A 15,117-nucleotide genomic window follows, 5' to 3' on the forward strand; every position below is an offset into this window, starting at 1 on the left:
AACACCATCAACAACATCCCCTCTTCTACAAAGCATCCTTTGCTCAATTTTTCTGAAAAAAGTGGCTGGTAATTATTCTTCTGAGGGAGGAAATGACTTTTCTTTCATTTTCAAACTTTCATGCAGAGTCGCGATATGTTCTGGCCCAATACCACAACATCCGCCAATGATTGTCGCGCCAAGTCGACACCAGGTATCAACGAATGTTAGATATCCCGCCGGATCGAGGTCCGGACGAATTTCCTGTATGGTTGAGTTGGCTTGTGCTACTTTCTGTATTGCAGGAAAGGCATTAGCATAAACTCCAATCGGCAAATCGACCTTCAGACGCTTTAGCTCGCGAATTGCTGTGTCAATTGCTGGCGACATGACCTCCGGTTGACTGCAATTAAAAAGAATTGCCGATGCACCTAACTCGACGGCAGAATTTACGGCATTGCTTACTTTCTGGTTAGAGCGAAGGCGTGGTATATCCTTTTGTGATTCCCGGCCATCCAGAAGTGTGAATGAGATCCATAATGGGCGATTGTCACCAGCTAGAGCTTCTGCAACCGCTTGTGCTTTGCTTATAGAACTCGTGGTTTCGGCTAGCCAGATGTCGACATGGGGGCTAAGCGCATCAATGATGATTTTCAGTAAAGCCGGAGCCCTTTTAGGGACAAAAAAGTCAGGCCTATATGAACCGAAGATCGGCGGTATGGAACCAGCGACTTTACATCCGAATGACGAGGCTGCCTGACGCGCAAGTTGACCTGAGAGCGCCGTTAACTTGTTTCCTTCAGTAGAAAAACGATTTTCGCCTATATGAAAAGGAACAACAGCGTAATTGCTTGTTGTCAGGATGTCACTCCCCGCTGCAGCAAAAGATTCATGTACTTTTCTTACAAGATCAGGAGCCTCTATAAGTGAAAGAGCTGACCATTCAGGCTGTCGAAACGGTGCTCCTATCCTTAAGAGTTCTCGCCCCATGCCTCCATCGAGAAGCGTAATACGAGAAGAATGGCTCGTCTTTACCATGGCATGTCATCCCTTTGACAAAACAAAAAATTTATCGTTATGGCCACACTCTTTTAAAGGAAGTGATCTTTAACAAAGATGGTAGAAATGGCCTTTTTTTGTATCTCTCCCTCAATTTCAGCATCCTTCAACCTCTTATCAAGCACACGAATTCGTTTTGAATCTGATGAGGTAGCAAGATTTTACCATGTTCTGGCAAGACGATTTTTTATTGCTTGAACAACCATGTTTTCCTTCTGTCATTTCATAGAAGTGGCCTAGTTGTGTGTCCTCCATTTTTGGGAAAGCTCACAGATTAATAACGCCGTGCATATCCACACTTTTGACACAAGAGTTCAGTCGCATAACGGCGCGAGAAGCCATTGAACAATGCGACCGCCCTTTCACTGTGCAAAATATCTTCTAAAGATGTGTTCAACATATTGCCCAATGGGATATTCCCATCGCAATCCAGACAGCAGGGAACTACCGTTCCATCGACCAGAACCCCCATTTGATCTCTCAGACCGTGACAAAAAACTTTATTGGATCCATCGGTTTTATTTAAATCCGGCCATTCGAACTTTTCTGCAGGATTCAGGTACACCCGCTCTTTCACCAACACTTTGGAGGTGTTTTTTAAAAGCATTGACAGAGATCCTTGGGTCATGCCAAAACAGGCTTCCAAAAACCGCAGAATCTGCTCATTCAACCGGTTGCTTCCTTTTAAGTGTTCCGAGTCAATATTCCAGAGCCGTATTGAACAGATGATCCCACTGTCCCTGGCCGCTTTTTTGACAAACTCAACCACCGTTGTCAGATACAACTCGAGCGACCTGGTCATTACATTGGCCTCAAAACTGCTCAAGGAAATATTCACCTGCCGAAGAGCTGGCGCTTGAAGAAGAACAGCCTGCACCCGCTCAAGCAAGGTGCCGTTGGTGGTAATGTTGACCTTTAACCCGGCCTGGTGACTCATCTCTAAAAACTTAGGCAATCCAGGATGAAAGAGGGGCTCACCCATCAGGTGAAAAAAGACATAATCGGTGTAGGGAGTGATAGCCGTTATAATCGATTGAAAACGCTCTTCATCCATCAACTCTGGTGGCCGATGTGTTCCCGGGCAGAAGTTGCAGCATAAATTGCAGGTATTGGTAATCTCAATATAGATCTTTTTAAACCGTTTCATCCTGTTACCATGAGTGATGCTCCTGCTTCGATGCTCTCCAAATACGTGCATTGCTCCTGAACTTGACTGGAAACAGATAGACACCGCAGTCGATCCGTTTTGCCATAATGATCACTGCGACATCGTCCTATACGCGATTAACATTTCAGAAGCGAGCTGAAAATTGCCTCAAAGTGCAGTCCCCTGCTTGAATTCGCATTTGCATCATTTCAGACCTTCCCCTCCCCCCTTTTTCTTGAGCAAATCATCTTCTTGAGATTCACACCATTCCTGTGTATAACTGCTCTCGTAGGTGCGTCGGCTTCGGCGTTAAGAGGAAAGACGGTGTGAATCCGTCACAAGCCAGTCCTTGCTGTATGCGAAGGCTGCAACGGTCGTCGGCATTTTCCTTGCCGTCGCATCTCCTCCACATGCATTTGATGGAGATAGTCACTGGGAAACCGGGAAGGCTACCGTTATGCAGGATAATTCGCGAGTCAGAAAGCCTGCCTGCAGGTTGCGCGGTTCCGCGCCACCACCCAGAGTCAACCACTGGAGTTCTCTGTATCTGACACGTTACTCCACCCGGAATCGGGAAGGGATAGGTGCGGGTACGGAGAGGCGCTTCCTGTCAACGTTTTCCATATCCGCAAAAAAGAGCTTATGCCGCCTGCAATGCCAATAAGGCTGCGTTTTCCATTATGGGAGAAAACACAATGGATATGGAAACAAACAGACAGTTCGGTCGTACCATCGGTAAACTGATTAACAAGCAGCACCTTAACCAGGATGAAGCGTACACCGCCTTTTCCCTGGTTTTGAACAACCAGGTTTCCGATATGCAACAGGGTGCCTTCCTGGCTGCCCTCACGGCGAAGGGCGAAACCGCCGCAGAGGTTGCCGGCGGTTGGAAAGCTGTTTATGAGCTCGATACGAATAAAGTTGATTTCGGTGACCTTACGGTAGTCGACAATTGCGGCACCGGCATGGATAGTTTCAAAACCTTTAATATCAGTACCGCCGCCTCAGTAGTTGCAGCGGCCGGCGGCCTCACAGTGGCACGTCACGGAGCGCGTGCGATCACCTCGTCCTGCGGCACCGTCGATATGGCCGAACGACTCGGGGTAGATGTTGATTGCACTGTTGAGATTGTCGCCGAGAGTGTACGGAAATCAGGTCTCGGACTTTTCAACGGCATGAGCCCAACAGTACATCCCATGGCCCTTGGACGTATACTCTCGCAGATATCTTTTGGCTCGCCTCTTAATATCGCGGCATCCCTCGCTCACCCTGCCCTGCCCCGTATCGCCCTGCGGGGCGTATATGATCGTTCACTCGTTATTCCGGTCGCCGAAGTGATGAGAGCGATAGGATATACCGATGCCCTTGTCATTCATGGCACTATCGATGGGAGCGATCTTAGCATGGATGAAGGTTCCGTTTGCGGGACTACCTACGGTGCATGGCTTAAAAACGGCAAAATCACAACCCATGATTGGCGCCCTGCCGATGGCGGGGTTTCCCTTCATGATCCTTCCGGCCTTGTTGCCGACCCTGATCCGGAAACAGGAGCAAGGCGTATGTATCAACTACTGGCTGGCAAAGGACCAGCCGATCGCACTGATGCCGTCATTTTCAATAGCGGCCTGCTCTTTCTGGTGAGTGGTCTCGTGACACGCCTTGAGGAGGGCGTCGACATTGCCCGGGAATGCATCAGTTCAGGAGCTGCTCTTGCGACTCTTGAAAAGTGGGTCAGAAGCCAAAATCATAATCCCGAACAAGGCTTAGCCCGACTGAACAGCCTGAAAAACGAGGTATGAGTCAGTGAAAGAACTCCTCATAGTGAAGGCCGGCAACCAATATCTCCGCTTTCTTCCGGAAGGGCATCAATTTTGCGAATTCGATAAAGCGAGCGTGTACCCTCTCGATCAGGTGGCACAGGTGCGAGAACGCATACACCGTGCCCAGGAGAACGGTATTGCCGATATCGAACTGCGTAAATTAACCATCATCGAGGAACCCTTTTCGGAGGCCAGATAAATGCGACTGACACTGAAAGAAAGTCAGAACATGGTGATGGAAGAACAACCTGTTCAGCCAGATGTGAACAGTTCTGCAGTGACGCTCACTGTCTCCTATTGTGCGATCTGCCGCACCGACGCCAAAATGTGGCGGGAGGGGCACCGCGATCTGGCACTGCCGAGGGTCCTCGGTCACGAGTTCGTTGGGCGCGATATCGCAACGGGACAACTTTTTGTCAGCTGGCCGGGCATGGTTTGCAACTCGTGCCGTTACTGCCTCACCGACCGGGAAAATCTCTGCGAGTCGATGCGCATCATCGGGTTTCACGCCGATGGCGGTTTCAGCCGGCAGGTGTGCGTACCAAGAGACAGCCTTATCATGGCCGATGAAACGGTGGATGAAATGCTCCTCACATTCGCCGAACCCATCGCCTGCGTGCTGAACTGCATGGAACAGCTCAAACCGCAAAAAGATGAGCGCCTTATAATCTACGGAGGTGGCGTAGTCGGCATGTTAGCGGCTCTCGCCGCAAAACACGTGGGCTGCATGGTCACTGTGATTGAACGCAGTGCTGAAAAAATTGCGAGGCTGAGTAGTTTTTGCGATCTTAACCAGATCGAAATTGTCAAAGATACCACCGCCGCCGATTTCGATCTGGCAATCAACTGCTGCGACAGCCACATCGCTTTCAGCCAAGCCATTACCAAGTTGCGAAAAGCTGGCAAACTCGGTTTTTTCAGCGGCCTGAAGAAGCGAGAGGATATCGAAAGCGGACTTCTGAATCTCATCCACTATAAAGAGCTCGAGATGTATGGCAGCTACGGCCCCAGGCGAGCGCATATGGCCCAGGCAGTCAAACGTATCGCCGATTGGCGTGATACCCTGCCGCTGCTGGTGGAAAAAGTAATCGACCCCACAGAAGCCGAAATTGCCTTCGCCCATATTTTATCTGGTAATGCGCTCAAATACATCATCGATTTTCGTGGGTATATGAACGAGCAATCCTTTTTGGCACCTGAAATCAAGTTCAATAGCGATGCTCATCAAACAGCGCCTTCGCTCTCGTACTATATCGAAGAGCTTATTGCCGAAGTCAATCCGGTGGACCGTCGGATCGAGCCTGCCGCCCGCTACAAGATCGACCTGAAAACAAAACCCCTGGGGGCATTGGGGAGAGTTGAAGAGCTTGCTGTACAGCTTTCGGTCATTCAGCAATCACTGATGCCGCAGGTGGACAGTAAACACCTCTTTGTCTTTGCTGGAGATCATGGTGTCGTCGATGAAGGCGTCTCAGCCTTCCCGGCCAAGGTGACGGTGCAGATGGTCGAGAACTTCCTGGCCGGAGGCGCGGCAATCAATGTCTTCTGCCGCCAGTACGGTATCGGCCTCAATGTCGTCGACATGGGGGTCAATACCACTTTCACTTCGCACCCGCTGCTCATCGACAAAAAAGTCGCACCCGGTACCGCCAATTTCACCGTCCAACCAGCCATGACCCAAGAACAGGCTCTTGCCGCAATCGAAAACGGCGCAAGGGCCTTTCTCGAAAAGCAGGCCGTTTCTCCCTGTCAAATTGTGGGCATGGGTGAGATGGGGATTGGCAACACCAGCAGCGCCGCCGCGATCATTTGCGCGGTTAGTGGGCTCAGCAGTAGCCAGGTTGTTGGCCGCGGTACCGGTGTTGACGATGAGGGACTCAAACGCAAGCGCGAGGTAATCGACCGCGCCCTCAGACTCCATCGCCCTTCACCCGACAACGGACTTGAATTACTGACAAAACTGGGCGGTTATGAACTCGCGGGAATCGCAGGAGCAGTGATAGCTGCCGCCTCAAAAGGCTGCTGCGTGGTATTGGATGGTATCATCTCCACAGCCGCCGGCCTCATTGCCTATCTCATCTGTCCGGCTGTGCAGGGGTATCTCGTTGCCGGGCACCGCTCGGTGGAACAGGGTCAACAGGCTGCCTTGAAGCATATGGGGCTTACTGCCATCATCGATCTCGATTTCCGGCTAGGGGAAGGTACCGGGGCGGCCATCACCATGAATCTGGTTGATCTGGCCTGCCGGACCATGCGGGAGATGGCCTCATTTGAGGAGGCCGGGGTGGATAGCGGCAATATCTAAGTTGCTACCAGTACTATTCCAATTACACCTTGTTCGTCAGGGGAGTGCAAACCACTCCCCTGATCTCACACTTGGCTATTCGGCAAACTGTCACATCTGCTTATGTTCATACCAGAATTTTACCGTGTGTTTGCCGTTGTCCTCTTTAAACAAGCAGATGACACCCCATTTCCCAGGTTCATCGATGGTGAAGTTTGCAGCAAAATTTCCTCCACCATAGTCCTTCAAGTCAGCAATCTGCTCTTTGCCAGACGGAGCGATCAGTTTGACTTTTCCGGCCAATGTCTCAATCTTCTTATCATCCCGCATGAAGGTTGCCATGACATGATGGGTTTTCCCTTCCGGATCCTTCATATTCATACTAGCCAGATCCATGATCTGGAACTCGGTGTGCACATCGTCGGCCATGACACTATGCATGAACTTGTCATCCATACTGGTGCTGCCATGCTGCATAGCATCATGCGAACCTTCCGCCGCTGGCTCTGTTGCGGTACCATGCTGCATACCATCCATGGCCCCAGCATTGGTTGCGATAAAAAGACCGGCCAAAATAATGGCTGTAATGATTTTCTTCATGTGTATCTCCTCGAATGCATCTTCTGTTCTTCTACATATCAACCATTATTGGTCGATATTCTGATTGATTACCTCATCCTGCGCTTCTTCCAACGAACTATTCGTTTTTTTCTGCAACCCCATTCCCCTCCAAAGACCATAAATAGCTGGCACAACCACCAGCGTCAGTACAGTCGCGCTCAACATCCCGCCAACCATTGGGGCGGCAATACGTTTCATCACTTCAGAACCGGTACCGCTTGACCACATGATAGGGGCCAGACCGGCAATAATGGCTACCACGGTCATCATCTTTGGACGTACCCGTAAAGCAGCGCCTTCCTCAATAGCAAGAGCCAGGTGCTCTTTCGAAAACTGAGGACCATGTATTTTCTTGAATTTCCGATAGGAAATGTCGAGATAGATAAGCATCACCACCCCTGTCTCGGCAGCGACACCAGCCAAGGCAATAAACCCAACCGCTACTGCCACGCTCATGTTATAGCCCAGATAGTCCATAAACCAGAGCCCACCTGTGAGGGCGAACGGCACAGACAACATGACTATCAAACTCTCTGTCATGTTTTTGAAGTTGAGATAGAGCAGCAGGAAAATAATGATGAGTGTTGCCGGAACGACCAGCTGTAATTTTTTCTCGGCTCGGACCATATATTCATACTGTCCGGACCAAACTATGGAATATCCTTGCGGCAGCTCGATCTGCTCGGCCACCACCTCTTGAGCCTTTTTTACATACGAACCTATGTCAACGTCAGCGATATCGACATACACCCAGGCGTTCTTACGGGCGTTCTCGCTTTTAATGGCCGGCGCACCTTTCTTGATAGTGATGTCTGCCACCTGGGCAATGGGAATCTGCGCTCCGGTCGGCGTCGGGATCAGGATCCGACCAAGCGTTTCAGGAGTGTCACGCAGATCAGCACCGTAACGAAGGTTGATGGGGTAACGCTCAAGTCCCTCAACGGTCGAGGTGATATTCATACCACCAACTGCAGAAGAGATGACATCCTGAATATCTCCCACGGTAAGACCGTAGCGGGCGGCATCTTCACGGCGAATACTAAAATCCAGAAAATTGCCGCCTGTTACCCGCTCGGCATAAACCGAAGCGGTACCAGGCACATCGCGAAGTACGGCCTCGACTTTTTCACCCAGGCCTGACAGTACTTCAAGGTCGTCTCCCATCAGCTTCAATCCGACCGGTGTTTTAATTCCGGTGGAGAGCATATCGATCCTGGTCTTGATCGGCATGGTCCAGGCATTTGTCAGTCCTGGAAATTGAATCGCCTTGTCGAGCTCTTCAACCAGCTTTTCAATGGTCATCCCTTCCCGCCACTCGCTCTCGGGCTTCAACGTAATGGTCGATTCCAGCATTGAGAGCGGGGCCGGATCTGTGGCCGTCTCAGAACGGCCGACCTTTCCAGCCACTTTTGCCACTTCAGGAAAAGATTTGATGATCCGGTCTGTCTGCTGTAGCAGCTCCCTGGCTTTTGTGATGGAAATACCCGGCAGGGTTGTAGGCATATAGAGCAGATCGCCTTCATTTAACGGCGGCATGAACTCAGAGCCCATGCGTTTATAGGGAATGTAAGCTGCCGCCAGAGCAACAAGAGCCAGCAGCACCACTAGAATCTTGGCTTTTAGAACCAGTTTGATGATCGGATGGTAGATCCAGATAAGGAATCTATTAATCGGGTTTTTCTGCTCGGGCATGATCCTGCCCCGAATGAGATAGCCCATCAGGACCGGAACCAGGGTCACTGCCAGAATGGCAGCCCCCATCATGGCGTAGGTTTTGGTATAGGCCAGCGGCCGAAATAACCGTCCCTCCTGCGCTTCAAGGCTGAAAACAGGCAGAAAGCTTACAGCAATGATCAGGAGTGAGAAAAAAAGTGATGGCCCCACTTCAACGGATGCATCTCGCACTATCTGCCAATGATCCTTCTTTCCTTTATCGTGCTCGAGATGTTTATGCATGTTCTCAATCATGACGATGGCCGCGTCAACCATGGCCCCAACAGCTATGGCAATGCCGCCAAGACTCATGATATTGGCATTGATGCCCTGCCATTTCATAATAAGCAAGCTGATAAAAACTCCCATCGGCAGAGTAATAATCCCCACCAGGGCACTGCGCAGATGAAAGAGGAACAGTACGCAGACCAGAGCCACGATCAGGCTTTCCTCCATGAGCGTTCGCTTCAGGTTGTCGATCGCCCGCAGGATAAGAGCGGACCTGTCATAAACAGACTCAATGGTCACTCCTTTTGGCAAACCGGTGGTAATCTCCAACAAACGCTGCTTCACATCCTTGATCACCTGCAGGGCATTTGCCCCGTACCGCATGACAATGACTCCGCCGACGGCTTCCCCTTCACCGTTATAATCGAGAATGCCACGACGGATCTCCGGGCCAATACGGACCTGAGCTACATTTTTTAAAAGGATGGGAGTGCCGCGATCATTGACTGCCAAGGGAATATTTTCAATATCGCGGATATTTTTAATGTAGCCAAGGCCGCGGATCATGTACTCGGTCTCCGCCATTTCCACGACTCGTCCGCCAACATCGTTATTTGAGCGGAGAATTGCCATCCGCACTTTCTGCAGCGGGATATTATAGGCCAGCAGCTTGTTGGGATCGACAACCACCTGGTACTGTTTGACAAAACCACCAATGGAAGCAACCTCAGACACACCTGGTACACTGGTCAATTCGTAGCGAAGAAACCAGTCTTGAATGGAACGGAGTTGTTGCAGGTCATGATTGTCACTCTTGAGAATATACTGGAAAACCCAACCCACTCCAGTAGCATCAGGTCCGAGCGTTGGCGTAACACCTTTTGGCAACCTGCCCGCAACATAATTCAGCGACTCCAGGACACGGCTACGCGCCCAGTACATGTCTGTGCCATCCTCAAAAATGATATAGACGAAGCTCATCCCAAAAAACGAATAACCACGAACGACTTTGGCATAGGGAACGGACAGCATGGCAGTGGTCAGAGGATAGGTGACCTGATCCTCAACCACCTGAGGAGCCTGACCTGAATATTCTGTAAAAACGATCACCTGCACATCGGAAAGATCCGGGATAGCGTCCAGCGAAGTTTTGAGCATCGCGATTATCCCGCCTGCAATGACAAACAGCGTCAGGATCAGCACCAGGAACTTGTTGTTGATCGAATAATCTATAATGGCTTTAATCATGATATTGCCTAGGCTGGTTCCATCCTTTTTTACTGATCCATCTTCATTGCGTCGATCTCGTCAAGCTCATCATCCATTGTCATCCCTTCCATTTCGAGGTCATCTGCTGAAAGTTCGTTCTTTTTCTCACCACTCCCGGACCTTACCTCAAGCATCTTCTGGATTGCCTCTTTCAGTCGGGATTCGGAATCGAACATGAACTGTGCGGAGATGACAACTTCCTCGCCTTCCTTCAGACCATCCAGCACCTGGAAGGTGTTCTCAGAGCTTTCAATACCGAGCTTGACCTCACGCGGTTCAAATTTTCCTTCACCAAGAGCGACAAACACCACCTTGCGTACTCCAGAGTCAACAACCGCCTCTTGAGGCACCACCAATCCTTTCTCATCGATCACCGATTCGAGATAGACGTTTCCATACATATCGGGTTTTAACAGACTCTCACTGTTGTCAAAGGAGAGGCGCAAACGAGCCGTTCTGGTTTTCGGGTCAAGATAAGGGTAGATAAAGAGCACTTTTCCTGAGAATGTCCTGCCAGGCAAATAACTGAGCTCCATCGCCACAGGCATGTCTTTGCGCACATAAGGCAACTCGTACTCATACACTTCCACATCGACCCAGACACTGGACAGGTCGGCTATTTCATACTGGTTCATTCCTGCTTTTATAAACTGTCCGCCCAGCACCTCCTTCCTGATCACCACCCCATCAACCGGGGAGTAGACGGTAATTGCCTTGACCGGCTTTCCCCCCTTACCAAGCTCCTTGATACTGGCTGGATCGAGATCCCAGTACAACAGACGTTTTTTCGAGGCAGCAAGCAGACTTTCGGCATTGTGCTTCAGTGAAGGGTACGGGCTATTCCCCAAGCTCTGAACCTGCCGCACCGCCAGAAGATACTCTTCCTGGGCAGTCACCAGCTCCGGACTATAGATATCGAAAAGAGGTTGACCTTTCCGCACTCCTTCGCCAACAAAATTGACATGGAGCTTTTCCACCCAGCCGTCGAATTTCAGGTTAATCACATGGAGTCTGGTCTCATCATAGGTAACGGTACCGAGGGCGCGAATCGATTTCGCCACCTTCGCCGTTTTCACCTTGGCGGTTCGAACCCCCATGTTCTGCATGGTTACCGGGTCAATGCGGATTGTTGAGGTAGGCTCTTTTTCACCACCTGCTTCCTCGTAAACGGGCACCAGATCCATGCCCATAGGCGACTTGCCCGGCTCATCACGGATATAGGTGGGATCCATTGGCGCCACCCAGTATTTGATGACTTTGCCGTTTTTGGGATCAACCTCTCCCTTCTTTGGGCCATCTGCAGCAGCGCTCAATCCAGCTGTCAACAGCCCAATGATTATCAGCAACAATAAACGCTTCATAACTTCTCCTGGGCAAGGGCAATCGGCTGGCCAACAGTCTCTTCAAGCTCTGCCAGCTTCTTGTGCACCTGCACAATATATTGCTCGATTTTCAGCTCGACCTGCAGCAGGCGGGTGTGGGTGGAAAGCATCGTACTGAACTCCACCTGGCCGACGGAATAGGCGGCGAGTGATGCATCAGCCAGCTGTAGAGCCTGGATAGATACACCATCGGCAAAAAGTGCCTTGCTCTCACGAGCCCCATTTATCTCTGCCAACAACGAATCGATTTTGTGGGGCAAGGTTTTCTGCACGGCCTGGAGAGCTCTTCGCGCAGATTTCAGACGATTCTTTGCCCCTGCAAGCTTGCTATCCTGTCGGGTATTCTGCCAAAGAGGCACCGTTATCGATACTCCAGCGGAGAGAAAATCCGAACGATCACGACCACTCACCGGATCGTCTTCACGCTGGCCAAACGCAACCGTAAAATTCATGTCAGGCATATAGTCTTTTTCCGCCAGTTGCAGGTCAACCTCTGCTTTCAAGACCGATGCCCGCCGTGCTTCAACCAGGGGATTTTTCTGCATCGCTTCTGCTGTAAGAGTTTCACGTTTCAGACCAGAAATATCAGGCAACTCGAGCCTGGTGCCATTTTCAAGAAAGTAACCATCCCGATTCAGCAATCCACCGATTGTATCCTGCAGCTTTGTTTTCATTGCTTTCAGGCTTACATCCCTGTCGATAAGCTCTGAGAGCTGCACTTGCGCCATCAGTATATCCTGTTGCAACCCTTCTCCATTGGCGTAACGTGTTTCGGCCACATGAAGAATCTGGGATATAATATCCCGTAGCCTGCTGTTGATATCGAGACTACGCTCAACAAAACTCAGTTCAAACCAGGCTTCTTTTAGCTGTCTGGCCACACTGAGCTGTGTCACCCTCAACATGGCCTCCTGTTCAACAGCCATCAGCTCAGCCCCCTGCTCTGCCAAACTGAGTTTGCCGAACCAAGGCACCTGCTGGCTAAACGAGATCAGTTTCTGGGTCATAGGCTCCTGGTCCAGCTCAAAACTATCGGTAGGAACATTCACAAGACTGACGGCCAATATCGGATCCCTGAGTGAACCGGCAAATGGTGCTTCTGCCCGCAACGCTCTGGCCTTTTCCTCCAAGCTTTTGATATCCTGGTTGTTGTTCATTGCCTCTGAAACAAGATCATCAAGCGCAGTGTTGCTCGCTCCCTCAGCTTGTGTCGGAGTAATGCCAGCCAGAAGGAGCATGCAGGAAAAGATGCTTATACATACATTACGCCAGGTGTTGAACCGATGTTCGCTCGCTCTATATTTCATGTGTTCTTTTTCCTTTTTCCGTTTGAATCGGCCAAAGCTGATACCAATTACTCAACATCTGTGAGTACAAAGGCAACGATTCATTACTGGATAGGTTAAGCAATGAACGTGCCGCCTTTCTAATATTGGCCACAGGAAAACTATATGGCTGTTATTGCGATGTCTAAGAGCCGCACAATAATTTTCTTTCACGTCGTTTCTTTTGCAGCTGTCCAGTTTTTGGGCAACCGTTTCCAGTGAGATGCACATTTATTGGGCATCAACAACTTCATTAGATATCAACATCAGCCACAACTCAATCATATGGCAATTTAGGGTGTTAAAGCAAAATCTGCAGAATAAGTAGGGACTGGACTAAATGTTGCACAAACCTATTGTGATCAGACTATATGTATCTGACGATGATGAAGATAGGGGCGTGGTAATGGTATTGAGAATGGCAGGAATGCTGGAGACAAAGTGGTCCAACATGATATACCTGAAGAAGACCGGCTGCTAAAACGATATCAAGAGCACATTCATTCACCGGAATATTTGAAAAATCACGGGATAACGATTGCTAACAAAAAACATGACCGCTCACCAGAACCCAAAAACTGTCTTTCCGACGCCCCGTCTCTCTTTTCGCACGTCGCGAACGGTTATCGGACTCCTGCTGGCCACAGTCATTCTCGCTATACTGCTGACATTTTCTACCATTGAAAATATTGATCGTGCCGAAAACCACATGCGGAATTTTCTTATCGAAAAGGCGGAGGCAATCGTGCACGTTCTCGAAGCGGGCAGTAAAACCTCAGCCATCCACATGATGCGAAGCGGCAACCCTCTCCACACCCTTCTGGCTGAGAGCAGTAAGGAAGACGATCTGGTATTTATTCGGGTTGTCGATAAAAGTGGAAATGTCATAGATGAGGCAGGCTCTCCCTCCCAGATAGTACTGTCAACCTCCAACCTGACAAGCATACTCAATGAGGGAAGCATACTCACCCAGCTAGATCGGGATAATGCCACGTTTATCGTCTCAAAAGCTTTTGACTCTCAATTTCATATCATGAATATGCACATGATGCATGACGTGAACACCACGACTGCCGGCGGTCGGCCTGCTGAAAATACCTATGTAATATCTATTGGCCTTCTCACCAGAAATTTCGATGCAGCCAGGAAACAGGATGTACACCACGCCATGTTTATGGGTGCCCTTCTCTTTCTCGTCGGCAGTGCCGGACTTTACTTTGTTTTTCTGTATCAGGATGCACGGGTTGCAAAATCCTCGCTCGCCAATATGAGACTCTACACGGAATCCATCATCGAAAGTATTCCGGTTGGCCTGATAACCCTTGATTCAGATGGCAGAATCGTTTCCTGCAACCATAATGGGGAAGAGTTGTTCGGCAGATCCTTTGAAACACTTCGAGAAAAAAATATTCTGGAACTTCTGCCTTCCACCTCGCACTATCTCACGTCAAACTGTGACACAGCATCTGAACATGCCACTGAATATACAACGGCAGAGGGTCAGGCTCTTCCCATCCGCCTTAGCTGCTCATCATTGTTGAATCACGAAGGATCAGTAATTGGCAAGGTACTCATTATCAAGGACATGAGTTCAATCCGCGACATGGAGATGCAGCTTGAACGCTCCAGAAAGCTTGCCGCTTTAGGGAAAATGGCAACGGGTATAGCCCACGAAATCCGCAATCCGCTCGGCACGCTCCGCGGCTTTGCTCAATTTTTCGGCAATCAGGCAACCACTATCATGGAAAAGCAATATGCCGACCTGATGGTCAGTGAAGTGGATCGGCTCAATCAGACCGTTTCAGGTCTGCTGCAATTCGCCCGCCCCCGTGAATTACATTTACAGGACATTTCCATTGATGACCTGTTTGCCAAGACCATCGTCCTTATGAACCCCGATTTTATCGACAGCAGGCTACACTTCACCTGCAGTCGTGATACCGGGATAATCCTCAATGCAGACCCAGACCTTCTACTCCAGGTTTTGCTTAATCTGCTGAAAAACAGTATCCATGCAACACCCTCCGGAGGCGAAATCACCCTGCTTGCCGAAGAGGAAAAATCCCATATCAGGATATCAGTAACCGATACCGGGCGCGGAATGACCGAAAAGGAACGCGATCAGATGTTCGACCCCTTCTTTTCCACCGGCAAAACCGGAACAGGACTAGGCCTGGCAGTCAGCCATCAGATCATCGAACAGCACAACGGTTTCTTTGAAGTACGGACAGCTCCGGATAATGGCTCCACGATAACCATAATCCTTCCCAAGAAATCAGGAGAAAAATAA

At 49.9% G+C, this 15,117-nt stretch carries 10 protein-coding genes and 1 riboswitch; of the genes, 4 read left to right on the forward strand and 6 right to left on the reverse strand.

From position 1 onward, the window contains the following. Nucleotides 1-72 precede the first annotated feature (72 nt). Together BUF15_RS07890 and BUF15_RS07895 are read right to left on the reverse strand one after the other, a co-directional pair. Nucleotides 73-1,017 carry a homocysteine S-methyltransferase family protein gene (locus BUF15_RS07890; RefSeq protein ID WP_073612927.1) on the reverse strand — a complete coding sequence of 315 codons (945 nt, stop codon included), beginning with the start codon at nucleotides 1,015-1,017 and terminating at the stop codon, nucleotides 73-75. Between the two features lie 295 nt (nucleotides 1,018-1,312). Next, nucleotides 1,313-2,185, reverse strand: coding sequence for a radical SAM/SPASM domain-containing protein (locus tag BUF15_RS07895; protein ID WP_073612928.1), 873 nt, complete (start codon nucleotides 2,183-2,185; stop codon nucleotides 1,313-1,315). A gap of 273 nt (nucleotides 2,186-2,458) precedes the next feature. After that, nucleotides 2,459-2,692: riboswitch (cobalamin riboswitch) on the forward strand. 188 nt (nucleotides 2,693-2,880) lie between these two features. Here BUF15_RS07895 and trpD point away from each other — a divergent pair. From trpD to cobT, 3 genes are read left to right on the forward strand one after another with little or no spacing between them, the layout of a single operon-like run. Next, nucleotides 2,881-3,984: an anthranilate phosphoribosyltransferase gene (trpD, locus tag BUF15_RS07900; protein WP_073613060.1), complete on the forward strand. Its 1,104-nt coding sequence runs from the start codon at nucleotides 2,881-2,883 to the stop codon at nucleotides 3,982-3,984. 4 nt (nucleotides 3,985-3,988) lie between these two features. After that, nucleotides 3,989-4,204 (forward strand): hypothetical protein, encoded by a 216-nt coding sequence (locus BUF15_RS07905; protein ID WP_073612929.1) that lies wholly within the window; start codon nucleotides 3,989-3,991, stop codon nucleotides 4,202-4,204. Then, nucleotides 4,205-6,310 (forward strand): nicotinate-nucleotide--dimethylbenzimidazole phosphoribosyltransferase, encoded by a 2,106-nt coding sequence (gene cobT / locus BUF15_RS07910; RefSeq protein WP_073612930.1) that lies wholly within the window; start codon nucleotides 4,205-4,207, stop codon nucleotides 6,308-6,310. 90 nt (nucleotides 6,311-6,400) lie between these two features. Here the strand turns inward: cobT and BUF15_RS07915 are convergent, their stop codons facing one another. From BUF15_RS07915 to BUF15_RS07930, 4 genes are read right to left on the reverse strand one after another with little or no spacing between them, the layout of a single operon-like run. Continuing rightward, entirely contained in the window at nucleotides 6,401-6,889 is a 489-nt protein-coding gene (locus tag BUF15_RS07915) for a hypothetical protein (protein WP_073612931.1), read from the reverse strand. A gap of 45 nt (nucleotides 6,890-6,934) precedes the next feature. Further along, nucleotides 6,935-10,099 carry an efflux RND transporter permease subunit gene (locus tag BUF15_RS07920; protein WP_073612932.1) on the reverse strand — a complete coding sequence of 1,055 codons (3,165 nt, stop codon included), beginning with the start codon at nucleotides 10,097-10,099 and terminating at the stop codon, nucleotides 6,935-6,937. A 29-nt stretch (nucleotides 10,100-10,128) separates the two neighbouring features. After that, nucleotides 10,129-11,481 (reverse strand): efflux RND transporter periplasmic adaptor subunit, encoded by a 1,353-nt coding sequence (locus BUF15_RS07925; protein ID WP_073612933.1) that lies wholly within the window; start codon nucleotides 11,479-11,481, stop codon nucleotides 10,129-10,131. Continuing rightward, nucleotides 11,478-12,809, reverse strand: a complete 1,332-nt coding sequence (locus BUF15_RS07930; protein ID WP_073612934.1) for a TolC family protein — start codon at nucleotides 12,807-12,809, stop codon at nucleotides 11,478-11,480. Before BUF15_RS07930 ends, BUF15_RS07925 begins: the two co-directional genes overlap by 4 nt. Nucleotides 12,810-13,365: 556 nt before the next feature. On the opposite strand from BUF15_RS07930, the gene BUF15_RS07935 reads away from it, so the two are divergent. After that, nucleotides 13,366-15,117 (forward strand): two-component system sensor histidine kinase NtrB, encoded by a 1,752-nt coding sequence (locus BUF15_RS07935; protein WP_143170661.1) that lies wholly within the window; start codon nucleotides 13,366-13,368, stop codon nucleotides 15,115-15,117.

Source organism: Desulfopila aestuarii DSM 18488 (assembly GCF_900143695.1).
Lineage (GTDB): Bacteria > Desulfobacterota > Desulfobulbia > Desulfobulbales > Desulfocapsaceae > Desulfopila > Desulfopila aestuarii.

Bases quoted from the DNA above. Each gene is read 5' to 3' on its own strand.
- BUF15_RS07890 (WP_073612927.1), bottom strand. From the start codon at position 1,017: ATGGTAAAGACGAGCCATTCTTCTCGTATTACGCTTCTCGATGGAGGC.
- BUF15_RS07895 (WP_073612928.1), bottom strand. From the start codon at position 2,185: ATGAAACGGTTTAAAAAGATCTATATTGAGATTACCAATACCTGCAAT.
- BUF15_RS07925 (WP_073612933.1), bottom strand. From the start codon at position 11,481: ATGAAGCGTTTATTGTTGCTGATAATCATTGGGCTGTTGACAGCTGGA.
- BUF15_RS07920 (WP_073612932.1), bottom strand. From the start codon at position 10,099: ATGATTAAAGCCATTATAGATTATTCGATCAACAACAAGTTCCTGGTG.
- BUF15_RS07930 (WP_073612934.1), bottom strand. From the start codon at position 12,809: ATGAAATATAGAGCGAGCGAACATCGGTTCAACACCTGGCGTAATGTA.
- trpD (WP_073613060.1), top strand. From the start codon at position 2,881: ATGGATATGGAAACAAACAGACAGTTCGGTCGTACCATCGGTAAACTG.
- BUF15_RS07915 (WP_073612931.1), bottom strand. From the start codon at position 6,889: ATGAAGAAAATCATTACAGCCATTATTTTGGCCGGTCTTTTTATCGCA.
- cobT (WP_073612930.1), top strand. From the start codon at position 4,205: ATGCGACTGACACTGAAAGAAAGTCAGAACATGGTGATGGAAGAACAA.